The 23027-nt window shown below is 56.5% G+C and carries 23 protein-coding genes; 12 read left to right on the top strand and 11 right to left on the bottom strand.

Going from position 1 to position 23027, the window contains the following annotated elements:
• Nucleotides 1-175 precede the first annotated feature (175 nt).
• Nucleotides 176-1039 carry an alpha/beta fold hydrolase gene (locus tag BRAGE_RS50240; protein WP_051378192.1) on the top strand — a complete coding sequence of 288 codons (864 nt, stop codon included), beginning with the start codon at nt 176-178 and terminating at the stop codon, nt 1037-1039.
• Nucleotides 1011-1718 (top strand): helix-turn-helix transcriptional regulator, encoded by a 708-nt coding sequence (locus BRAGE_RS51880; protein ID WP_028146435.1) that lies wholly within the window; start codon nt 1011-1013, stop codon nt 1716-1718. Before BRAGE_RS50240 ends, BRAGE_RS51880 begins: the two co-directional genes overlap by 29 nt.
• On the opposite strand, the gene BRAGE_RS53505 is transcribed toward BRAGE_RS51880, so the two are convergent.
• Genes BRAGE_RS53505 through BRAGE_RS51890 form a run of 4 tightly spaced genes read right to left on the bottom strand, consistent with a single transcriptional unit; the run spans nt 1599 to nt 3842 of the window.
• Nucleotides 1599-2672: an aminotransferase class III-fold pyridoxal phosphate-dependent enzyme gene (locus BRAGE_RS53505; RefSeq protein ID WP_199820255.1), complete on the bottom strand. Its 1074-nt coding sequence runs from the start codon at nt 2670-2672 to the stop codon at nt 1599-1601. The genes BRAGE_RS51880 and BRAGE_RS53505 overlap by 120 nt on opposite strands.
• A gap of 8 nt (nt 2673-2680) precedes the next feature.
• Nucleotides 2681-3016: an aminotransferase class III-fold pyridoxal phosphate-dependent enzyme gene (locus BRAGE_RS57660; protein WP_028146436.1), complete on the bottom strand. Its 336-nt coding sequence runs from the start codon at nt 3014-3016 to the stop codon at nt 2681-2683.
• The gene (locus BRAGE_RS0130810; protein ID WP_141263282.1) at nt 3013-3219 is read right to left on the bottom strand and encodes a hypothetical protein; all 207 of its coding nucleotides are present in this window, start codon (nt 3217-3219) and stop codon (nt 3013-3015) included. The genes BRAGE_RS57660 and BRAGE_RS0130810 overlap by 4 nt, the downstream gene beginning before the upstream one ends.
• Complete coding sequence (locus tag BRAGE_RS51890) at nt 3216-3842, bottom strand: acyl-homoserine-lactone synthase (RefSeq protein ID WP_051378194.1); 627 nt, start codon at nt 3840-3842, stop codon at nt 3216-3218. The genes BRAGE_RS0130810 and BRAGE_RS51890 overlap by 4 nt, the downstream gene beginning before the upstream one ends.
• Nucleotides 3843-4123: 281 nt before the next feature.
• Between BRAGE_RS51890 and BRAGE_RS0130820 the strand changes: the two genes are divergently transcribed.
• The 7 genes from BRAGE_RS0130820 (at nt 4124) to BRAGE_RS58060 (ending at nt 9911) form a co-directional block, all read left to right on the top strand.
• A complete protein-coding gene (locus BRAGE_RS0130820) occupies nt 4124-5557 on the top strand; it encodes a metallophosphoesterase family protein (RefSeq protein WP_027563438.1) in 1434 nt (477 codons plus the stop codon).
• Nucleotides 5557-7560, top strand: a complete 2004-nt coding sequence (locus BRAGE_RS53510) for a CHAT domain-containing protein (RefSeq protein WP_084334839.1) — start codon at nt 5557-5559, stop codon at nt 7558-7560. Before BRAGE_RS0130820 ends, BRAGE_RS53510 begins: the two co-directional genes overlap by 1 nt.
• A 189-nt stretch (nt 7561-7749) precedes the next feature.
• Nucleotides 7750-7944, top strand: a complete 195-nt coding sequence (locus BRAGE_RS57160; RefSeq protein WP_231164229.1) for a hypothetical protein — start codon at nt 7750-7752, stop codon at nt 7942-7944.
• Complete coding sequence (locus BRAGE_RS57165; RefSeq protein ID WP_231164228.1) at nt 7944-8120, top strand: hypothetical protein; 177 nt, start codon at nt 7944-7946, stop codon at nt 8118-8120. Before BRAGE_RS57160 ends, BRAGE_RS57165 begins: the two co-directional genes overlap by 1 nt.
• Before the next feature lie 9 nt (nt 8121-8129).
• Nucleotides 8130-9107 (top strand): caspase family protein, encoded by a 978-nt coding sequence (locus BRAGE_RS0130845; RefSeq protein ID WP_027563435.1) that lies wholly within the window; start codon nt 8130-8132, stop codon nt 9105-9107.
• Between the two features lie 7 nt (nt 9108-9114).
• On the top strand, nt 9115-9411 hold the full coding sequence (locus BRAGE_RS0130850; RefSeq protein ID WP_027563434.1) for a hypothetical protein: 297 nt from the start codon (nt 9115-9117) through the stop codon (nt 9409-9411).
• A 149-nt stretch (nt 9412-9560) separates the two neighbouring features.
• Complete coding sequence (locus tag BRAGE_RS58060; protein WP_084334837.1) at nt 9561-9911, top strand: hypothetical protein; 351 nt, start codon at nt 9561-9563, stop codon at nt 9909-9911.
• Nucleotides 9912-10550: 639 nt separating this feature from the next.
• On the opposite strand, the gene BRAGE_RS52200 is transcribed toward BRAGE_RS58060, so the two are convergent.
• Nucleotides 10551-11498 carry a toll/interleukin-1 receptor domain-containing protein gene (locus BRAGE_RS52200; RefSeq protein WP_108914654.1) on the bottom strand — a complete coding sequence of 316 codons (948 nt, stop codon included), beginning with the start codon at nt 11496-11498 and terminating at the stop codon, nt 10551-10553.
• Nucleotides 11499-12043: 545 nt separating this feature from the next.
• On the opposite strand from BRAGE_RS52200, the gene BRAGE_RS0130865 reads away from it, so the two are divergent.
• Genes BRAGE_RS0130865 through BRAGE_RS0130875 form a run of 3 tightly spaced genes read left to right on the top strand, consistent with a single transcriptional unit; the run spans nt 12044 to nt 13522 of the window.
• Nucleotides 12044-12337 (top strand): hypothetical protein, encoded by a 294-nt coding sequence (locus tag BRAGE_RS0130865; RefSeq protein WP_027563432.1) that lies wholly within the window; start codon nt 12044-12046, stop codon nt 12335-12337.
• A gap of 31 nt (nt 12338-12368) precedes the next feature.
• Nucleotides 12369-13247 (top strand): hypothetical protein, encoded by an 879-nt coding sequence (locus BRAGE_RS0130870; RefSeq protein WP_027563431.1) that lies wholly within the window; start codon nt 12369-12371, stop codon nt 13245-13247.
• Nucleotides 13229-13522 carry a hypothetical protein gene (locus BRAGE_RS0130875; protein ID WP_027563430.1) on the top strand — a complete coding sequence of 98 codons (294 nt, stop codon included), beginning with the start codon at nt 13229-13231 and terminating at the stop codon, nt 13520-13522. The genes BRAGE_RS0130870 and BRAGE_RS0130875 overlap by 19 nt, the downstream gene beginning before the upstream one ends.
• A gap of 183 nt (nt 13523-13705) precedes the next feature.
• Here BRAGE_RS0130875 and BRAGE_RS0130880 read toward each other — a convergent pair whose 3' ends face one another.
• The 6 genes from BRAGE_RS0130880 to BRAGE_RS51895 all read right to left on the bottom strand — a co-directional run bounded on the left by BRAGE_RS0130880 (nt 13706) and on the right by BRAGE_RS51895 (nt 22843).
• Complete coding sequence (locus tag BRAGE_RS0130880; RefSeq protein ID WP_141263284.1) at nt 13706-14434, bottom strand: hypothetical protein; 729 nt, start codon at nt 14432-14434, stop codon at nt 13706-13708.
• A gap of 503 nt (nt 14435-14937) precedes the next feature.
• Nucleotides 14938-15315, bottom strand: coding sequence for a YidB family protein (locus BRAGE_RS0130885; RefSeq protein ID WP_051378195.1), 378 nt, complete (start codon nt 15313-15315; stop codon nt 14938-14940).
• Between the two features lie 45 nt (nt 15316-15360).
• Nucleotides 15361-16467: a trypsin-like peptidase domain-containing protein gene (locus BRAGE_RS50270; protein WP_051378197.1), complete on the bottom strand. Its 1107-nt coding sequence runs from the start codon at nt 16465-16467 to the stop codon at nt 15361-15363.
• Entirely contained in the window at nt 16467-19235 is a 2769-nt protein-coding gene (locus tag BRAGE_RS0130895) for an ATP-binding protein (RefSeq protein WP_159073964.1), read from the bottom strand. Before BRAGE_RS0130895 ends, BRAGE_RS50270 begins: the two co-directional genes overlap by 1 nt.
• A gap of 82 nt (nt 19236-19317) precedes the next feature.
• Nucleotides 19318-20361, bottom strand: coding sequence for a hypothetical protein (locus BRAGE_RS0130900; protein WP_027563426.1), 1044 nt, complete (start codon nt 20359-20361; stop codon nt 19318-19320).
• A gap of 400 nt (nt 20362-20761) precedes the next feature.
• Entirely contained in the window at nt 20762-22843 is a 2082-nt protein-coding gene (locus BRAGE_RS51895; RefSeq protein WP_051378199.1) for a DNA/RNA non-specific endonuclease, read from the bottom strand.
• Nucleotides 22844-23027 lie beyond the last annotated feature (184 nt).

Raw genomic sequence — 23027 nt, forward strand, 5'->3', positions numbered from 1 at the left:
CTTTTAAGATTCAGAAGTTGCAGTACCGGCCCCCTTCAAAAACCGCCTCACCAAGCCCTTGACTGATCGAGGCCGGAATGCATCAATAAGGAGACACCTCCGCACAATTATTCCGGGGGTTGCGCCTGCATTTCGAATAGTCATCGATAATTCTGACGCGGTTTGGAATACGGCGATGCAATTGCGTACCCGAAGAGTAAGGGGTCTTCGTCTGGCGTTCCTGGAGAAGAAGGCGAACGGTGTTGGCGTTCTCCTGATTCACGGCAACTCATCGTCCAACCATGCCTTCGCGAAGCAAATTCCCGCGTTGGCGGCGATGGGATTCAGCGTTGTTGTTCCTGATTTGCCGGGCCATGGCGGCTCGGAGCATTCGCGAAGGCCTGACCGAACATACAGCTTTCCGGGGTACGCGGACGTGCTCCATTCCCTGATGCACGAACTCGGTTACCGCTCCTATCACGTTGTTGGCTGGTCACTTGGTGGACATATCGGTCTCGAGCTTTTAGCTCGCTATTCCGCTGTCAGATCGCTTCTTATAACCGGAACGCCTCCTGTTTCGCTGAACGTCGAGGGCATTCAGAAGGGTTTTAGGTGGACGCCCTCGACGGCACTAGCGGGGAAGAAGGCGTTCAGCCGCGACGATGCGATCCGATATGTCCGCGCCATGATGGGGACTCGCAGCGCAGCTCCAGATCAACTTGCGACCGCTTTAAGCGCCGACGGCAACGCAAGATACTGGATGGTGCGGAACGGCATGGCCGGGGTTGGAGCGGACGAACTGCGGATTGTCGCGGAGGACGAGCGCCCACTTGGCATCGTCCAAGGACGGTTCGACCCCTTCATTAGGACTGAATACCTTGCCTCGCTTCCTTATCGAAACATCTGGAATGGCGAGCCACTCTTAATCGACGCCGGCCACGCTCCGCACTGGGAGGCCTCGGCGACGTTCAATCAGCACATGAAGGGTTTTCTGAACTACGCAAGTGGACTGACTAACGGTGGGGGGCACCATGGTCGCAGCAATCGAGGACTTCATTGAAAAGACTCAGCGGGCGTCTAGCGAAAACGCCCTGAAGAGCGTCTTTCTTGCCTCAATGAAGGAGGAAGGATACGAGAACGTGGTCTTCGCCCGCGCTCAGAATAAGCGGCTCGTCTCGATTCCGTGGAGCGAATTCCCTGTCGGATATCTGGACAACTATCAAACTCATCAATGGGATCAGATCGACCCGGTTGTTCAGTACGTTCAGACTGCCCGGGGACCTTTTCGGTGGTCCGAGACAGCTCCAGGCGGCCGCTTCTCCAAAGCGCAGCTCAACTTTTTTGAAGAATGCCGCGAACTCGGCGTTCACTCTGGGTTGACCGTTCCAATGCGCGGACCGGTACGGCAGACCGACCTAATCAGCCTAAGCTTCCGTGAGCGAGGAGCTCCCGCGTCAGGTAGATCCGCAATCGTCTACATGAAGTGCGTTCAGTACTGGCTCAAGTATTGCGAGTTCGTCGACCGCCACATTACCGATGCCGTGGCTCTGACTTCTCAAGAACTCGAGTGCTTGAAGTGGTGCAAAGAGGGGAAGACTAACTGGGAGATTGGCGAGATACTATCCATCTCGCAAAAGACCGTCGAATTCCACGTTGGCAATGCGATGAGAAAGCTTGGAGCAGGCAATCGGATCACTGCGGTCATCATGGGGATCAAGAACGGCCTCATCGCTCTGTAGTGTGGGGATCGACTCGCGAAGAAGGGTCGCTCTTAGCATCTCTCCCAGGGACCGCAGGGTGCTCCGCAAGAGATCAATCTCTATGTTGAGCGGCGGCATGAACTTGAGCACCTCATCGTTCGGGCCGCAGCATTCGACGATGATACCACTCCGCGCCGCCTCGTCCGCGACTTCGGAGGCGATCGCCATGTCCGAAAACCAAAGCCCTTGCATCATCCCGATGCCCCTTGGCTCTAGCATGCTTGGGAACTCCGCAATCAACGAGTTGCACCAAGTTGAAATGATTTCGGATCGCGCTTCGATTCCTGCCACAAACTCTTCGCTCCAGAGATCAATCGCAGCTGCGGCTGTAACGAACGCCAGTGAATTTCCCCTGAAGGTACCGCTATGTTCGCCGGGTGACCACACGTCCAATTCGGGCCGCATAAGAAGAAGCGACATTGGAAAGCCGTATCCGCTGATGGATTTTGACAGACAAACCAAATCCGGAGTGATGCCGGCGCGCTCAAACGCAAGGTATTTTCCGGTTCTTCCGCATCCTGTCTGAATTTCGTCTACTATTAGAAGGACACCAAGGCTCTTGGTAATATTCGCAAGTTCGGACAGCCACTCATTCGAAGCTACGTTCAGTCCTCCCTCCCCCTGAACGACCTCTACCAGCAGTGCAGCAATTCCGTCGACCCCTCCGGAGGGATCGCATGCCATCGTTTCGAAGCGTTTGAGATCGGTGATTCCAGCGCCATGATAACCGTCGTAGGGAAGCCGCAGAACGCCGTTCAACAAGCCTCCTGCCGAGCGCCTGGCAAACCCGGATACGGTAGCCGACAGAGCTCCCAGCGACACGCCGTGAAAAGCATTGGTGAACGCTACGACATTGCTACGACCAGTAAACTTGCGCGCGAGCTTGATCGCAGCTTCGACACAATTCGTCCCTGTGGGCCCGGGAAACTGCATCTTGTACGCTAAGCCACGTGGCTGAAGTATCTTCGCTGGAACGCCTTCATAAAGCGGAGCTTCGCTTCAGTATGAAAGTCGAGAGCCGCCGATATGCCATCACGCAGGATGTAGTCTGCTGCGGCTTGCTTGAGGTATGGGTGGTTATGACCGAGATTGAGTGAGCCGCATGAGGACATCATGTCGACGTACTCCCGCCCCCTGGAGTCGACGATGATCGCGCCTTTTGCGGTACTAAGGGTCGATGGAACCCTTCTACAATAGTAGCGAACTTCGGACTCGTGCTCTGCGAAGAAGGCTACTTGTTTGCTCAAATCGGTCGATACTGCGGATGCCTTTTTCATGCTCGCCCCGCACGACAACGCGCGGCCTCCTCTGCCAACGCAATCAAGTTCATTTTGTCGCGGATGACCAGGATCTCACGGCTAATTGCAGCGTATCCAGCGTCGATCGCAACACGACTTAGATAAGTGAGCGCGTCGGCCATGTGTCTTGCGGACTCTTCGTCGACCGCCCCCAGAGTCTTTCCTGACCAGGCACTCATCAAGCTGCTCTCCTCGCCAGGACGCCATCGAAAGCGGAAAGCAGTACTGGCGAAACAATGCCGAACTTCTGACAATGCATGCTCGGACGGATGAAGTGGGTCGGAACGAAGAAAGCTCGCTCCATTTCGCCCTCTATTTCGTCGGCCGGTCCCAGCCAACAAATGCCGGTTTGGATGAAATGAGCTAGCAAGTGCTCGCGAGTGACGCCGATCATGCCGATCCCGTTGCGAGACGCTATGAATTCCTCAATCGCGCAGAGAAGCTCTGGAAAGATCGTCTTTCTGGTGTTTGGAGGCACGGTCTTGTCGACACAGACCCGCGTCACTTCGAAGAGACCGGGGCCCGATGGAAGGTCCCCATCTTCCACCAGATGCGGCCAGTAAGACTGCATCATGTATGGCCTGGTGGTCGGAAGCAGCCTGGCAACCCCTCGCACGACGCGGTCGACATCACGCCAGACGAGATAAATTGCCGCAGGAGTATCAAACTCGTCGAATTCCAATCCCTCCCAGGAGGAATGGTCAAGTCCGCGCCTACGAACGAAGACTTCGAAGCGCAACCGCGCCTGGGAAGCCAATGCATCCTGATAGAGATGCGCCGACGCAATCGAGAAGGCTTCAATCATCGAACATCCACCCTGATTTTGCTGTCCGCTGCATCGAAGCAAAAACTGCGTCGTCTTGTTACTGGGGGAATCCCGTGGTGATCGGTCTCATTTTCGTCAAATGTTGAAATGTGGGGATGCGGCGCGACGCACACTGCTAAGGGCAGTTCCGGTCGCAAGAGAACTGCTATTTTGTGTCTCACCTGCGGGAGTACCCTAGGTTACTAACCGGGAGCCATAGCGCACGCTGGCTCCCCCCAAGCGGGATGTCGATTCGGGTTATAAAGCGGTTGGAGGGACAGATGATCAGGGAAGTTCTAGAGCGCGAATTCGTGCTCGCTCAGATGGAGTTGATCTCGCAAGAGCTGCACCGGCGCTCGAGCGAAAGACGCGACGGCACATCCCAAGGAGACCATGAAGTCCATGTCGCCCCTCAAGACTATGAGGTAGCGGCCGCGGAACTCGATACTGCCTTGGAGGAAGAGAAGACCTCGTCGTCCGGACCCGTCGGGTTCGACACGCCTCCAGAGCGGCGCGGGGGCGCGACGGAGTCATCTCTCGATGCTGCCTGTTTCATCAGCAGCGACCCCATCGTCAGCATCACTCAGAGCGCATTGGAGGAATACTTCAATCATCCGGACAGCCCGGATCGCGTGGATATGCCGCAAGAGCAGGCGCAGCGCCGTGATGACGCCGCTGAACCTCCAGTGGCCGATCGCTCGCTCGCCGAACATCTGGCCTCGACGGACCGACGCGTCTTCGAGAAATTTTCCATCACCGATCCTGGCTGGGTGAGTTCACTGGTCGCGATGGGCATCTCCAAGTTCCGGAACAAGCATCCGTTCAACCCAAAGCCAGCTCCAACGCAGGCCATGGCTGATCGGTGCCGTCTTGTCATGGTCGGTGATTGGGGAAGTGGACTGCGACGAGCGCAGAAGGTTGCAGATCAGATGCGCAAATACGTTGAAGAATGTCTTCAGAAGGGCATCGATTGCCACGTCATCCACCTCGGCGACGTTTATTACTCTGGCTTCGATTACGAGTACCGCAAGCGCTTTCTACCGTATTGGCCCGTCAAGATCGGCGAAGAAGCAAAAGTTGGCTCTTGGTCGCTAAACGGGAATCACGATATGTATTCCGGCGGGCATGCCTATTTCGGCACGCTGCTTGCCGATCCCCGCTTTGCAAAGCAGAAATATTCCAGCTTTTTTCGGCTTGCAAACTCGCACTGGCAATTCATCGGCCTCGACACCGCTTACGACGACAACGGCCTCAAAGACCCACAGGCGACCTGGCTGGCGGATACCTTGGCCAGGAACAGCCAAAGAGCGGTCCTCCTCACGCACCATCAGTTCTTCAGTGCTTATGAGGATGCGCCCGAGGTCGGAGAGATCCTACGGGAAAAACTGGGGCCGCTGCTTTCCGAAGGCAGGATTTTTGGCGCCATTTGGGGCCACGAGCATAGGTGTATCCTCCATGAGCCACACGCCGAACTGGAATATGCGCGACTCGTTGGGCATGGAGGCGTGCCTGTCTATATGACCCATTGCGAGAATGACGAGTACCTGCCGCCCGCGACATACGAAGATCGTCGATTCATAGGTGGTGGCGCCGAGCACTGGGCCTATATGGGGTTTTCCGTCATCGACCTTGACGGAGAGACTCTGAAGGCGCGGTACGTCGACGAGGACGGCTTCGTCTGCCATGAAGAAAGCGTTGAGCCGAGGGACGCATAATGCCGGGGGCTGATCTGGAAGAGCGGTATCTTCGCGGACGCAAATTGTTGGACAGCCGCAAATTCGTGGAGGCATTGGACGAGTTGGAGCCACTCCTCCTAAGCAAGGATTGGCGGGAGCGGGTCAAGCCGTTGCTGACGCGAATACTCAAGGTGCTCGACGCCTTGAGCCCCTCGCCGCAGCTAAGGACGAGACTCCAACGAGTTCGCCATGCCCTCGATCCGGATAGAATCGAGATCGAGGAAGGTTCTTTCCAGTTAGATCTGTCCCCCGGCCTGTCTGAAAGTGTGCAAAGGCGCGGCCGCGGAGGCAGCGGCCGCAGAAGGACGGCCTCTCGTGAAAATCCGCGGGGACCGGATCTCGGGCCGATTGCCAATCCGCAGCCTTCGCCCGCGCCCGAGTTAGTGGAGCGCATCCCCCATTTGGACCTTGAGGATGCCGCCTCTCTCCATGAGGGAAGTCGATTTTTTGCAAACGTTTATCTGGACACTCTCGCCGCTGCCGAAGGAGAAACTTCCGAACCGATCAGGGCGGCTGCCGGAACGCAAGTAGAGATGACGCTTGCAGCGAGCGGTCATTTCGTGGTCCAGGATAAGGCGACAAAGTCCTTCAGGCTGGATGGATCGATCGACCGCGTCGACATCGGACGATTCGCAGTGCAAGTCGTCGACGACCCGGAAAAGGTGACCGGCCAACCCTTCATCGCCGCGATCTTTTATGTGAATTCCCGACCTTGCGGCCGAGTTACCCGAAATGTTGCCATTGCCGGCGTAAGTCCGGCGCCGCCTCAAGGAGCTACCCTTCCTTCTGAGCCTTCCTCTGCTCCTTCTGAACCTCATTCTGAGCTACCTTCTGAGCCACCTGGCTCCGATCCGTGGCAGCAAGCACCTGCACAATCACCTCCATCCATCGAGGTTATTACTCCGGCCGAAACTGCGGCCCCCGATCTCGTCGTCACGATCGTGGCAGCTGACGCAAACGACGGTCGCTCATACATTTGCTCGGTTCAAACACCACACCTACCTGCATTCCGCGAGCGGCAGACCTGCGTCTGGAATCTGCCGACTGCAGCGCGCGACCTCATTGCCGGGTTTATGAAAAAATTCACCGCCCAAGGTGGTGGGGCTGCGCTGATTGCCGAATTGAAGGGTGCCGGAAACATCTTGTTCGAAGGCTCTCCGAGATTATTCCAGCAGGCTTTCTGGGAGCTGATCGATAGCGGGATCGGAATCAAGACGATCGCTGTCGTAACAGCCGAACCCTACGTTCCATGGGAACTGATGATTCCAAATCGCTGGAGAAATGGTGGCTATGAAGAACGGCTGGCCCTTGGGGTCGAGTTTCAGCTTGGTAGATGGACCGATGCCAGGGTGATCTCTCCCTCGAGCAAGGTCAAATTGCGTGACTGTTTCGTCGTTGCTCCCGCGTATTCTGGAAACCGCAAACTGCGCTTCTCCGACGAAGAGGCGGCCATGGTCCTGGCCTGCTACTCGGGAGACAAGATCACCCCCGCTGATTTCGCAACAATACAATCCCGGCTCGGCGCGGAAGCACGCACCCTGGTGCATTTCGTCTGCCATGGTGAAGACGACGGCAGCGGAATTCAGACTATTGCCCTTGAAGGCGGCCGCACATTATCTTCCTCCGCACTCCTCGGCATGACTGGAATGGCCCAGCTGTTCCGTGCCAAGAGGCCCGTTGTGTTTCTCAATGCTTGCAAGATAGGACAGACGGTCCCGTCATTGGTGGGCCTCGGAGGCTTCGTCGCGTCCTTTATCAAGCTTGGCGCCACCGCTGTCATAGCACCGCTATGGAGCGTCGAGGACTCCGTCGCAAACAAGGTGGCAACCTCCTTCTACGAGGCATTGAAGAATACCCCTGAGATGCCGCTCGCCAAGATACTCTCGTCAATACGAGCAGAAGCCTACAATGAGGGGGGCGGACGCGATACTTACGCCGCGTACTGTTTCTATGGCGATCCTTTCGCGACACTCGCACGCTGAACCCAAGCCCGTTCCACGCCGGCCGCTCCGTCTTGTTCGTGTTGAAGCCGACGTCCGTTAGGGATACCCTAGGTTTTCGCGAGACCTTATTGCTCGGCCGAAATGCCCCCTTATTTGGATTGTCGGACGAGGGTATTTCCGCGGGCAACGGGTCCGATCCTGGCAGATTCCCGAAATTGGAGGTGGTGCATGGCCGACAAGAAGACCGTCTTTGTCGCGTTCGCGATCGAGGACAAGAAGGCGCGTGATCTGTTGAAGGGTCAGGCCCTGAACACGAAAACCCCATTCGATTACGTCGACATGTCGGTAAAGGAGCCCTACGATAAGGAATGGAAGGAGCGCGTGCGCACGAGAATCCGTCGTTCCGACGGCGTCACGCGTTGATGAGCAAGAATTCGCTCTCGTCGACCGGTCAGAAGTGGGAAATTCAATGCGCCAAGGAAGAGAAGGTGCCACTGCGCGGTGTCTGGGCTTATACTGGTGATCGCACGAAGCACGACGGTGTTAACACCGTCGTGTGGACTTGGGACAACATCAAAGCCTTTGTCGATTCGCTCTAGAGAATATTCATGAGAAAAGCTCTCGTCGTCGGCATCGACCATTACGAATCCATCACTCCGCTTCATGGGGCCGTCGACGACGCCCATAGCGTGAAGGCCATGCTTGAGCGCCATGCCGACGCATCAGTCAACTTCGGCGTTAACCTGAAATCGGGAACGGGGCCGCGCGATGCAGTCAAGAGGCAAGAGTTCAGGGAGCTCATTCGAGAGCTTTTCGCCGGCGACGGAGAAATAGCCCTCCTATATTTTGCGGGCCATGGCCACCTCGATGTCACTGGCGGGTACCTCTGCGTAAGCGATTGCGAGACCGGAGACGACGGAGTTCCGCTGGCCGAGATCATGACCTTAGCGACGAAGTCGCAGATTCAGAACAAGGTCATTATATTGGATTGTTGTCATAGCGGTATCGCAGGCGACAGTCCGACCAACACGAAAGTGTCCGAAATTAGCGACGGGGTGACAATACTCACCGCGTCGACAGCGGAGCAGTATGCGGAAGAGAATGATGAAGGCGGTGTATTCACCAGCCTTCTTGTCGATGCTCTCGGTGGGGCCGCGGCCAACCTTGTGGGAGACGTGACACCAGGAGGGGTTTATGCGCACATCGATCAGTCTCTTGGACCGTGGGCCCAACGTCCGGTATTCAAGACAAACGTCAAGCGCTTCGTCTCGCTAAGAAAGGTTCAGCCCCCTCTCCAGCTCTCAGACCTGCGTCGGATTTCAGAGTTCTTTCCCGATGCCAGTTCACAATTCCAGTTGGACCCTACGTTCGAGCCGGAGCGTCCCCAACCGGCGCCCCCCGACATACCGCCCCCAAACCTTGAAAACACCATGGTTTTCGCAATTTTGCAGAAGTACAATCGGAACGGGTTGCTCGTACCGGAGGGGGCACCCCATATGTGGCATGCGGCCATGGAGAGCAAAACTCTAAGGCTTACCGCACTGGGTGAACACTATCGTCGACTTGCAAAGAAAGGTTTGATCTAAATTCCGAATGCCAAGCCATCCATCAGCGCGTGAGCTCGAACAGCTCACCGAAGTTCTGGCGAACATCGAGCACGAGCGATGGGCGCACTGGCAGCGCTACGTGCATGACCATTGCGACCGAGCTCCGGACGGCTCCTTGGTCATTCCCGCGGAGCTAGTCGCACGATGGGAACAACAGATCGCCTGCCCATTTTCAAAACTGAGCGAATCCGAAAAGGAAAGCGACCGGGATCAGGTCCGGCGCTACCTTCCAATCATTCTCCAAGCATTCGGCATTGCGGCAGGCGAGAAGAAGTCCGAATAATTTTCCGGCACTCCGCCCTGGGGCGATCCCTTGGTCCCGTGATGACACGGCGTTGTATCTTGTAGACTTTCTGAAGAATCAACACATGGCCGAAGCGGATTGACGCCTCGAGACGATGTATCAGTCAACGACGAAGAGGCCTGGTGCGAATGCGGACCGCCTTACCGACTGCTGCTGCCCCGCGGCACCTCCAGGGTGTGCCATGCCGCTTCATGGTGATGATCACCGACGCTAACCATGACGGCACGGCCTCCGAGATCGGCAAATCGGAATGTGGTTCGGTGACCTTCTGCGGAAAGAAGGATCGTAGCTGGCCTGATAAGTACGAGATGGGATACCCATTCGACCGCCTACTTCAGCGACTCCTGTGCCAGATTTTTTTCAAGCATTTGCCTAACGTCGTTTGGCGCGATGTGATCGTACGCTGCAAGCATCAGGCAAACTCCACATCGGCCCGCGGCTCAGCCCTTGTAGTTTGTGACGCGGAACGCAATTCGTGAGGAATACGGAATACCGCTTATCTCTATCGGCACAAGCAACCCGGGGCGAGGATTTCAGATGGACATATTTGGTTCGCTCGCGACTTTCATATTTTGGTTATTTCGCGTGTACTTGGCTTGGCTGCTTGCAGCCGGGCCCAAATTGACCGTTCTCTATCTAAAGAAATTTGGGAGCAGCTCAGCGCAGATCGCGGTGACGACCGCTATCGAACGAGGCTTAAGTAACGCTATCGAATTATAACACTCGATGACGCTAGTTTTCCTGCGATCGAAGTACCGCGGCTATACAAACGCGTGTCGCGCTACGAGTCGGCTTCACTGAAGACGGCAATCGGCTCGTTACTTTCGGCAGGAGGGGGATCGCGCAAGTTTGGAGCGTAGGCTCCGGGCTCGAGGTCGACCGGTTACCATTCAAAGAAATATCCGCCGCCGGGATTGTAGGCGAGAGGGTTATAACAGTCTCGACTCAGAAAGAAATACGGCGCTGGTCAGTTGACCCCAGAGAATTGATCGCCGCGGGCTGTGTCCGCATGTCCACGCAGTCAGAGATCCGGTGGAGCGACAGGTTGCAGGCGAAGCCCGATTGCCCGAAGCAGCCCTAGCAGCAAAGCGAGATGATGCTCGGTGCGCTGATCTCTATTATGCGCGTTCGAGTGGCTCCAGGAACCTGCGCCATAAATAATCGGCGGCTGCTTCAGGTGAAAGACGCTTGAGATCAAACCCTTCTCGTTCAAAGAACGATGCGCCCATCGTCGCCGAAAGATACAGCTGGTTATTGTCAGAAAAAATCGAAAGCATCTCGTTTACAGCATTATTTTGAAGGACTCGCCCCTCATTGTAAGATATCGAATCCTTCGAGAGCATGCCTCCTAGCCAAATCCGACAATGGCAGCGGCTTTTGCCGGCGGAGAAGACCTCAGCGGTAAAGTCCGAGTCGCCGCGAAAATCGATATCCGTTTCGATTTCACCGTAGCGTGACTTCAAAGCTTCGAGCCCAGATCGAAATCGATCCGCGATCGTTGCAAAGCCCGCTTTGACAAACTTGCGCCGATCCGCGTCCGTTGGCGGCCGCCGTATGTCCGGAATGTACGGAGCGCTGGACGACCTTCTCGGGGAATATTGACGCGGCTGCGGCGCGGTTTCCTTGTCCTCAGCGGCACGTGTCGGAAACGCGGGGCGAACGTCCGGCTTACCTCGCTTCTCTTTGACACCCTCTAATAATCGTTTACGGGCGTTCTCCTCTCCTTGGCCGACCAAATCGATGCGCACGATTTGCCGCAGCATGCCGGTGGGCTCGCACGGCCGCACCATCACCGGCAGCAATTTCGCGCGGTCTCCTTTTGGATCGCCCGCGAACGCAGCGGCCCATTCGGGAGAGCCAAACTCGGAGACGAGATAATCCGGCGAGAGAACCATGATGGTTCGGTCGGCGCTCCCAGCAACCCGTTGCAGCTCGAGTACGAAGTTTTTGCCAGGTCGAAAATCCCAAGCTTGAACTGAGGTCGAGAAGCCCTCCTCCTCGAGTACGTAGGCAATCCATTCGGCCCACTCTCGATCAGCCTTGTTATAACTTATGAAGAAATCCATGCTCGTACGCTCCATCCGAGCCGCAACGGCGGGCCGGAACGCTCAAATCATAGAAAACAAACAGCGATTCGCAACGCCAGGTAAACGTCGAGCTGTGGTTACTAGGAATCCTCCTAGTACCTATGTCATTAGCTGGATTCTAGGGTTCCGGGGCCGCCCATGCCGTGGCCGCTCCGCGTAAAGCGGGAGATCAACCCGCCAGAATGAGAGCCCTCCGGTTGTCCGGCGGTTAGTGGCGATCTATGGGGGCATCAAATGGCTAAAACATCCAAACACGCAGCGAAGAAAGCTGTCGTCACTGCCGTCGGTCGACTTACGTCGGCCAGTGCTAAACTGAAGCATAGCACGAGGTTCGATAGTATCGGTCTGAAGGGCGATCTTAGAAAGGTGCTCGACGCCTCTGTACTGACACAAGCGCATCTGGACGGCATTCCGTTGGATGGCCGAACGAGACGCTCAAAGGAGACACCGTAGGAGAATTAACGGAAAGTCTGTCTCGAGTCGCTGCCGCCAGTCCTGTCCGCGGTTCGCTGGCCGGCTATCCGATGTCGGCGATCAAGACCGACGTGAAGCTTGCGATGGCGCGAATAAAGCACATCAATCCAACCGAGATAAAAGACACCGACAAGCTTAAGGACTGGAATTTCACGCGCATCGACTGCCGTGGATTGGCGCAGATGGTTCACCTCTACTACTACAACGAACGGGGAATGGTTCTTACTCCCTGGATCCACCCCTCAGAAACCGACAATCCCGACATGAAGGTGACCGATGTCGCTCAAGTCATCAGCCGCCACAATCCCGCTCGACGCCCCGCCGGCATATCAGCTCCGGTCTAAGCCACAACGTTCGCGTAGCGGGAGACCGTGAATGACAACCTGGAAGAACACGTTGGGCGCAATCATCGCCCTTACTGTCGCTGCCGCAGCATCTACGTCGCGCGGCGATGACCTCAGCCAAAAAGACCTTCAAGAGCTTCTCAAGAGCTACTCAAGCCTGAGTCCGCACGAACGCGAGGCGCTCAAGGCTCCAGTTGAAGCCGCGTTGTTGCGGCTCAAGACGAAGCCGCTTTCGAGAAGCGTTGCGCTCCGAATTTCCAAGGAGGTCAAATCAGCAAATGCGGCACTGCCGGCGCCAAAAATGGATCTCAAGAAGGACAACGATATAAGGACCGAGCTCCTGATCCGCGAGTCGTACGCGCCAATAGCTTATATAACCCTGGATGGAAATATCTCCGATAACGGCGCATCGTTCACCTACACGAGAAACCTAGCCGAAAAATTCGAGACCTTCGCCGGAAATGGAGCCGTTATCATGGCTGTCCACGGCAACACGAATCTGAACTACACGGGAGATCCGAACTCTCCGAGGATGACCTATTTCAATTTCGCGCCAGGCCTAGAGTTCGATACCAAAATATCGAAGGGGAAGACGACAGGGTCGATATCGGGAATGGCCGGGTTCGAAGCTGAGGTGCAGCGCGGCGGCGCCATTCCGATGCATTACTTCCGCACGGATGCGACCTACACCACCGACTACGATCAGCAGGCCAGAATTTTTGGATTGGAGGGAATGTGGCAGCCGTGGGCACCTGATCTATACATCGGATCGAGTTTCCGAGCGAACGAAACCCTCGGGATGTGGATCAGCTTCTTTCCAACTTTAGCGACCGACTATTACCGGGTCGAGAACGCAGGCATCTTCGATCAGCTTAAGAACAGAGACCTTTTTTGGCCGGCACCAAGATAAGCGGCAATCTTTGGTTCGATAAGGGCTTCCTGAAGCCCTTGGGGCTCTACATTCGCTACTACTATCTGTATGATACCCTACATCCCGGCATGAATGTCGTGAGCTATTTCCAGGGCGGGGCTAAATATAAGCTAACGCCGGACGGCCGCGTTGCTCTCGATTTCCGATATACGAATGGATCCACTCCACGAACGCTCGCGAGGGTCAACGAATTCTACACGGGCCTAACGGTGAAGGTGGGCGAACTCCAGAGTTCGGGCGATGTCCCTAAATAAAAAATCGGCCCAGTGGCAGTTGCTGTGGCAATTGGCCTCATCGAGACGCCGCCGGCGGCTCGAGAAGACAAGATTGATACATCCTTTCGGAGCAGCCACATGATCAGTCTCTAGAAGGCAAGCGCATCTCCTCGCCTTTTTTGACCTGCTTGCGACTGTCTCGAAACGCTTAATCGAACAACACTAAATCTGGCCGGCTAGAGCCTTCGATAGCGGTGTATCAGGATAGGATGGCGAGAGAAGGGGTTCACAACATAGGCTCTCGAACTTCACTCCTTCGCTGCCTCTAGCGCTCACCGTATCAAGAACAAGTCGATGGGTCGCTTGCGCGAACACCTCGCCTACCAGAGCTGGACTGGCCCAAGGCTTCTCGTTTTTGCCATTTAAGAACACGAAGACCACGTAGCCGGCCTTTTCCAGCGCTGCTTTTGTCTTGGACGCAACCTCGAAATCTTCATTCGTGAACGACAAGAAGACCCGGCTTTCCGGCTCCGCCGCTAGCCAGCTTCTAACGAAACGGCATCCTTCATCCAAAGATAGCGGCCGACGATCGCAAGCCGTTTTCTTCTTGGCCAATCGCTTGGGCACGGCACGTGGCTTATAAGCGAAGAGTACGCCCGCGCGCCCTTTCGCAAAGGCGTAAGGCCAAGCTTCCTTCGTGAAGCTTCCCCAGTCCTTCTTATTGGGTGTATAGCCCTTCAATGAAGCGAGCCTCGGTACGCTTGATGTCGCCGGCTCCGTCGCATTTCCCAGGAGTACGTCAATGCCAAGGCTATCCAACGGCTGCCAAACCGCCTTGAGGAAGTCGTCGTCCGGTCCTTCGCCTTGATTCACGATGGCGCTGACCGCCAGGCCGCCTGTTACCAGGAAAAAGACTATAGTAGACAACCAACGTCCAATTCGTACGATCATTAATCAGCCCGCCCATGCTGCTTGATATCGGACTCGCAAGTCTACACAGGCACTCAGCCCTACGACACTAGGGCTCTTCCGAGTAGGGCGACCGGATTACTTGGCACGGTGAGTGCTCTGGGCACTGACGTGCCGAGACCGAGATGGATCGTGTCGGCCACAAGAGACCTATCAACTGTCAGAAGGATGCACGCCTACCCCTCGTCCGGATCGAGTCTTATAGCGATAGCTGCAAGCTCTCAGCGTACGAGGTACTTACTGGCCGACGGCGCTTGCCTGGACGAGCGATGTACGAGGCCAACCATGGGCATGAAAATCCCCGCGGGGATGTCTGGCGCAGCAGGAGGGCTTCTAGGTAGCGTTGGAAGAAATGACTATTGGCCTGTAACAGGTAGAGCACGCGCTGAAAGCAGTCATATCGGTCATCGAGGGCCGATAGTACGCAAGCCGTAAAACAATGGCCGATGCAGATCCGCGAAATAACGGAGGTCCGCGGTAGCCTTTCAGCCTGTCGCGCGAATGCGACCTACTGTGATGTCGCCATGCTTAGTGGCCTCGCCGATCGCTGCAGGCAATTTGTCGGCCAAAAGATTCAGCGCCGATTCTTTTGGCACGCCCAGAGAGTCTGCCAAGCTCGCCACGTTATCGGGGCCCAATGCCTGTGCGACCTCGTTAGGGGAGATTGAGGGTTTAGGTTGATTTTCGGCCCAAGAGAAGACGCGGTCGGCGAAGCCGCTCGATGTCAACCGATCGACAACGGTCTGAAGGTCACCGATGGATGACTTCTTCAACGCGGCGCCCAATAGCTCCGGCAAGCCGCTAGCGGCCACCTGACCAGCCAAACCTATGAAGACGCTACCGAAATTATCAAATGGTCGCATGACGATCCTCTCGAACCGAAAGGTAGGATGGAACGCGGTCAGACGCTAGATGTTCAGTTCACTTACCTTACCTGAATACCTCTCACGAAGATCACTTATGATCGAGCTTATTTGCGTCCCGACGTTGACGTAGGCCACGGGTTTCCCATTGAAGTTGACGCCCGTAACCGGCGTCGCGCCGCGATGCAGCCCCACCGCGTTCCAGCGATCATCGAGGATGGGCGATCCGGATGAGCCCGCCATCGTGTCGGTAAAATAACGAAGCTGAGTATCCGTCGCCTGGGTTAACAGGTTATTCCGGATCGCAAACTTCTTCGGTTGGCCATCGGGATGCTGGATGATGTTCAATGCAGGCCGATCCTCGTCAGGACCGGAAAACGTAATGGGGCCCCCGACATTCAGTCCCTGCCTGCCATCCCCATCGAGCCGCAGCAGCGCGTAATCCAACGATCGATCCCAGGCGACCAGCTCTTTGACGCTTATGGGGTTGCCCTGCACGCTTTCAAAGTCGTAGTCGAACAGCGCTGTCGTCGCCAAAGCTTGTAACCCGAAGTCCTGTTCAGATGCCGCGGCTTCGCCGGCTTCGCGGGCTTTGATTACATGGTGGTTGGTCAAAAGCAGGTTAGGTGCAATTAGCCACCCACTACCCAAGAATATCATGGGCTTTCCGGCAGCATCCGTCTGCGGGTGCCCGCCGGAATGACGTTTCACGGACAGCTTCGCTACGGCCTTGCCGGCAGTGACGCCCGACAGCATGAAGGCGTACGGCACCATATCATCTCGGTGCACCACGACTTCCTTAAGTTCGGGAAAGCCCGTAGTGTCGATAACCGGAGCACCCGTGGCCGTCGTTTCGACCTTATGAAGCGCCCTCCTGAGAGGTTCCGCATCTGGCCGGCCTATAAGTAGAGATGTCGCGTTACCGAGGAAAACCTTCAACGGAATGGATCCGTCTTCCAATCGATCGATGCCGTTCAGGCCGCGAATGTCAAGTCGCGCCGACAGAAGGGGCTGCGTAGCCGTCTGAAACATCCCTGTCACGATCGCGGGAATTCCGTCGAGCAAGTCCGAACGGATTTGAGGACCGTAGCCGAGGAGTTCGACTAGTTTCTGCGAGACCTCGATGATCTCTTCGTTGCTGAGGTACGGCATTAGGGCATGGCCTCCTCAGACGCCACAAGTTCCCACGGCTCGCGATATGGTTCGAGACCGGCAAGTCCGGCGCCGGCCAAGGTCGCTCCTTCGGAAGCGAGAAGTTCGACGATCACGCGCGTCGACTCCGGAGTTAGATGCATGCTGGCAGCAGCAAACACATCGGCGGCACCAGACGCGCTTGAGAGTGGCGCTCGATTAGCTTCGGGTAGCAACCCAATTAGCCTTTCGAGCTCGACTGGGCTCAGATTCACGGCTTTCAGTCGGCGTATGACCTCGGATGAAAGCCGCCAGATCAGGCTCGCAACGGTGCGCGGATAATTCGCTCCAAGCTGGACGAGGGCAAGCCTAATGAGCGATTGCTCCTTATCAATCTCTATCGTGGTGAGTGTCATGAGCTTGCTGGCCAAACGCTCTCGCAGGTCGTCCCCACCATTATCGCGCAAAAGAACAAGCCTCTGCGTGAGAGCCTGAATAAGGGACATGCTGGAGGCGAGAGTCTCACAAACCTCGATCAGGCGATCCAGAAAGGCGCTTGCCGAGGCGTCGCCCATCTGCCAAGCAGCCTGTGACCTGAACCAAAGGATTTCGGCGAGCCGCCCGCGGCTTCCGAACGGCGGGTAATTGTCGAGAGCTGATTCCAGCAGCCGCGCTGCCGCCACGTGATGACCAACCGCCAGATGAGCTCTCGCTTCGATGGCGAAAAGCGGACTTTCAGGCGTCCGATCCTTTCGTTCATCCAACATCGCAAGCGCAGCCTGCGCTTCACCAAAGCGCATCGTTTCGAGGGCCTTACGTCCGATCAACCGCTCCCAGCTCGCAAGATCGGCGCGCGCGTACGTCTCGGACGGAAGTTCGATGCTCATTCTTTCGGCTAGCCATATCTGCTGTTCTGCGCCCACCTCTTCGATCGCCGAATTCAAATATCGATCGACGCCAGGAAGCCATCGCCCCTGCAAGAAGCGCGCATGTTGCTTTAGCATCAAGCGATGATAAATCTCCTCGGCGCGCTCGGACAGTGACGGCGATCGTCTCGCTTCGTAGAATGTAATGATGGCTTCCTGGATTTCACGGACAAGGATCGGACGATCCTCCGTCATTAACAAAAGGGTAGGACGACGAACCTCTTCACGATATCGGAGAGCGTCGTCTTGCTCGATACTGACGAGGGCGTGCTCGCGCTGCAATCCCTCGAAGAGCCTCTCAGCCCGCTCTTCGGATATCTGACCCAGGCCGCACAGGGGAGCCAGAACATCGCGGATGATTTCCTTTGTAACGCGGCGGAGAATCATCCCCGGGTGCGCAAGCGTCTTGATATCCGGATCATGAATATGATCGAGTACTCTCTGATACAGCTTGCCTCTGATCACCTCAGGAGCAACGTTGAAGAACCAGTACTTCTTGGTCTCGAGGTCTCGTATCCCGCCGCCGGACGACTCGCTTTGGGCCACGCGTGCTGCGAGGCGTAACATCAACGGACTCCCCCCGATTTGTCGGTAGATCGCGATCGCATCAGGCTGCGGCACGTTGAGGTTAGTTAGCAGTTGAACAGCATCCCTCGAATCGAGATCATCGAGCGGGCATTCGATAGGCACTTGGCCGTTGACGGTGAAAGGATTGGGACGTCCTCGCCCCGCGATGATAACGCGAAGAGCGGGAAAGTTCCTCTGAATGGTTTCGAGCATGCGCCAGAAACCGAGCAGATCTTCCCGCAGACGATAGTAGACCTCTTCGAACGTGTCGAAGACCAGTAGAACAGGTACCTTCGAGGCCGATTGCTGCGAACTGGCCGCCTCCGCGATCCTGTTCAACAGGATTGCGAAAGCGCCGTAGAGGGAATACTCGGTAGACGATCTGTCAGCGATGCGCCGGCTGCCGCGTCGCGACGCACGCTCCTGCAGTTGTGCGCGATCATCCCTGTACGCTTCAACCAACCTCTTGAAGTCGGCGACGGCTGCCGCGGCGGCGCTATTGGGTCCGGCTCCCCCCTCGATCTGCGCAGTCAATTGATCGCAGGCTGCGATTAAAATCGTAAACGGTTGTTGCACATCGAGGGATTCGGAGTCGAACGGAAGATAGGCGAATGGAAACCAACCGCTTTCCGGCGCGTCGACGTGCTCAAGCAGGAACTTGCCGACAAGCGCAGTCTTGCCCACGCCTCCTGGTCCCCAAAGAACAAGCGGCGGCTTCGCCCCCAACCCGTAAAAACTTCGCAAGCGCTGCCAAAGAGAGGGCGAAACTACTCCAACGTAGTGGCGCAGCACCTGGAGTTCGCGATCACGCCCGGTAAAGTCTACATCCACCAGGTGTTCGAACACGGAAACAGCCGATCTGCGTCGTAGTGCTTCGTCGAACTTGTCTTTGTCTGGGAGACCACCGAACGCGCTGATGTCCCAATCGTACACCTGTCCGAGCGCGATAAGCTCGTCGTAGTTCATCGAGGCGAGATCGAAGCGGTCGCCTTCAATCCATCTCTCGAAAACAGTCTGTACCGGCGTGCGGACCACGTCCGTATTCGTCGCGAGAACCGTCTTGATTCTTTGCCGCCCGCCCAAATTCCAAAGGAATTTGAGGGCCGATCGTCGTTCTTCGACTTTCAACGTCCGGAGCGCCAAATGGCGCCATCCCACGGCAGGCACCGTGGAGCCCAGAAGAGCTTTCAACGGGTCGACCGGATTAGCAAGAGGAAGCCAGGGTTTGAGTTGGGTTGGGTTGAAGACGTGTAGAACAGAAGCCGCCAACAGGTAGACATAACTCGACTCGTCCAACGACGGGCTCTCCCGAGCCGCCGTTCTCCGCCTGAGCTCAGCAAGTACATCCCCGGTAGATAGCGGCTGCGCGGCCATGCGATCACCCTATCAGTTCAATCAGGTCGTTGAGACGCCCGCCGAGCTCCCGAAGGTCTTGAATTGGATCGGCGAAGTCTCCTGTCACTCCGGCGATCATCGCCGGGGCATCTTGCTGGCGTCCCGCGGCCGTGAGAAGCTGGGTCACAAAGTCGGCGACCACCGCCTTTGTCAGGCCCGGGATAGTCTCGATGGCAATGTTGCCGGGAATAATAGGCAAACTCGTGTGGTCGAAGTCCGTTAAGATAAGTCTATGCACCCGACTTGCCATCCCCCTGGTGAGTTGGAGAGACAGCTTGATAATAAGGGGCAGTGTATCACGCCGCAGCTCGGCCTGATTGAAGCCGTCGAGCACGATCCAGTACTTAAACCCAGACTTTTGGGCGGTATTTACGATCCATATGGCCAGTTCTTGGGCCCACCTATCGGCGTTAGTCTGCTGGGGCGGCATCTTATCGACGTCGCCGCCCAACTGGAGCACGATGTCGCGAGCCAGATCTGCCGGCCCGATCGAAATTCCCTGATCCTTGGGCACCTCAATATGGCACGGGATGATATTGGTATGCGTGCGGCAGACATGGTTGATCAATTCGGTGGTATAGGTCTTGCCCGCTCCGCCCAAACCCTTGATTACAACAAGGGGGCGAGGTGGCGAATTTTGCATAAGCGCGCGCAGATGCGTTCTGGCCGCCAACCGACCCAAGAATGGCAGCTTGTTCGAAAGCATAACGGCATCGAATGGATCCGCCGCGGCCGGCAATGCTGGTGGCGGAGTTTTGATCTTATCGCAAATTGCCGTAAATTCTGGTCTTAGCGGAAAGCAATTCTGCAAGAACGTGCACATGGAAGGCGGTGCAGCACTGTACGCATCTTCTTCGCAAAGCCGCAGCGCAGCTTGCACCAGCAGAACCGGCGCTAGTCCCTCGACCAGCCGAGCTGCAAGTGCCTCCGGCAAATTGGCGGCAACGAACTGACGAGGAGACGCCTGTGGCGTGACCAGCTCGATCAGCTTGGTCTCTACAAGAATGTAGTCGTCACTCGTCAGCATCGACAGGCCACCCACGAGCTCAAGAGGGCGACTAATTGAAGGCCCATGCAGACCCCCGCACCTGGGTAGCGGCGGCATTCTGCGTGCAAAATTGGACTATTGCTACCGCCCTTTGCACCATTAGTCGATTCCATCCCCTTCGGGCCGTACATTCGTGGCCCCTTATCCGATGTGCCATAACCTGATGCGCCTATCAGCTAGTAAAATCCCCAGCTAAGCGCCAGGCCGGGGTTTTCGCAGAACCGGTGTTTGCGTAGTGGACTCCGGCAGATGGCCACTGCTTTTGACTACCCTCGACCCGTCAGCGCGGCCGGCAGATTCCGGCGCGTAATTGCTCTCTCGCCGGTCCACCACCGTCCTCCGGGATGCCCGATCAGGTCGACGGCTCCATTTCGGAATTTCAGAAGACCTTGATCTGCCCGAGGGTCATCAGCGGCACTCTTTCGCCCGCGAGGCTTTCCTCCCCGCCAGTCAGAGGATCTAGGCTCGCCAAACGTCCAAAGTTGAGACCGCTCCTTGCCTCAATTGACCGGATCGAAACCTGGGTCGCGATCTTCAATTGCGGTGACGTGAATACGCCAAAAACAAACTCTTCCGCCTCCTCTTCCAGCTGACCTTGTTGATCCATTTCGTAGCCGGTCGCGCAAAGTTTCCCGGTCCGATCATGTACAAAGGCGATGATCTTCCAGAAGGCCGTAGGGATCTTCACTCCGTACATCGGCTGATCCTTTGTGTGCAGATAGGGACCGGTAAAGACTGAGATCCGCATCTTGTCTTCGCGGGCGTGCTGAAGCGCATAGTCTTCCAACGCGAGCCATATGGGTGAATTAAACGCCTGCATCTGCGGCGTCGTGTTCGTTACGTGCATCGAATCCTCGTTTCCCCGCTTGGCCTCTGTCGGAGTGCCCCAACCGGGGTCCTCCCGGCGGGTCATGTGCCCCCTGCTGAACTTCGGCGGATTCCCGTAGCATTCATTCATGATCTGCTGTTCGCGGGGAATACGGGGATCCCATTTCCATGCTACTCGAGCGCTCTTCTTAGATTTGTTGCCGTCGATGTTGACGGCGCTGAAGAAGCACATTCGACGGCTGCGGCTCATGACGACGGAGAAATGCTCATATTTAAGCACCGTCTCTTCCCCGTCTTTCCCATCGAACGTCAACACGTCGCGCGCGCCGCGAACGACTTCCGGGAGTTCAACCACACAGTCGTCACCCTCGACCGAAAGGAAATCGGAATCGTAGCCGTTACGGTTGCGGTAGTCAGAGGCGACCGCCTCATCGCCGGCTTCTATGTCGTCCCCCTCACCGGCTTCGATATTTTGCAGATCGAACCGAGGGCGTAGGCAGTCGTCCATCGGTTTTCCGATAGAGACTTTGATCGTGAGTGGAAAAGTTACGCTGATTTCCCGACCGTCTTTTCCTGCCACGATCTCCGGTTCGAGGGTCGATGAGCGTAGACGCTGTCGCACCCGACGAGCACTCGGAACTGAAGCTCCGACATTAGCGCCCGTGGCTGCGACACTAATCCGGCCGCTGCGCACTTCGTCCAGGACCGCACGAACCACGTCGGACCGTACCGCATAATTGGTCGCGAGGAAGGTACCGCTAAAGTGAAGCCCGACTGCCGCGCCTGAATTCAGATCAATGAGAGCGGATCCGGAATTCCCTCCGGCTGACGTACAGTTGTGGAATATCCTGAACTCCTCGAGGCGTGTGACCGCTCCCGGAGCAAGCCTCTTCTTGTCGTACGTCTTGTCGAATAGTTGATCCATTAGGACACTGTCCGGAATTCTGCTGTCGTATGCCGGAAAGCCGATGAGCCCGACGCTGTCGGTCAGCGTCGGAGAGGTAGCAAGCCGGATCGGCTTCGCCAGACGTCCATCACCGCCTTCGGAGCGCTCGACCTCGAAAAACGCTATATCAGGTCCACCAGACGGTACGACGTGAATGGCTCGAGTGAGGCGAAACGAGAGCGTATTCGGGTTGCCGATCTCTTGAAGGAAATCGACCGATGCGGCGATCTCGGCGCCCAAACCCATCTTGAACGTAAAGCCCTGCCCCTTTCGACCAACGAATTCGTTCGCCACGTGACGATTGGTGACGACAATGTTGTCGTGCACGAGCCATCCTGTGCCGACCCAATCCAGTCCCGCGTTCTCAAGGTCGATGCGACCGACGGCCTGAGCTGCGCTCTTGATCAGCCCCTCGGCCTTCGTCAATCGATCCTTCCAAATTTCGCTGTCAAGCGCGTCTAGAAAAACGAGTTCCGCCTGGTCGTGTTTGATTGCGAGCACTGGGCGCGTCCGCCTAAGGATAATACTCTCATTGACGATCTGGTCTTCAACCACATCTCCAGTCTGCGCCGGCGCTTTGCCTTCCGCGAAGACGAACTCCCTGGTTTCCTCTGCCAGCTTGGCATCGCTTTCGTGGACCCAAGAGGTGAAGTTCTGCAGCCGCTTCAGCCGTTTTTCCTTCGACATCTCCGACCTCCGAATTTGAGCACCGACCGAGTGTCCATAAGGTATCAGAGGTTGTGTCTGCGAAAAGCTGCGCGATGTCGCATCAGCCCCCGGAGACTCCCTAGTTGCACAACGCTTTAGCGTAGAGCGGATGGTACCTCGTAACTTTTGATGCGGAGGACGCGCTCACTTGGGCAACCACAAA

The organism is Bradyrhizobium genosp. SA-4 str. CB756 (assembly GCF_000473125.1).
Classification (GTDB): domain Bacteria; phylum Pseudomonadota; class Alphaproteobacteria; order Rhizobiales; family Xanthobacteraceae; genus Bradyrhizobium; species Bradyrhizobium arachidis.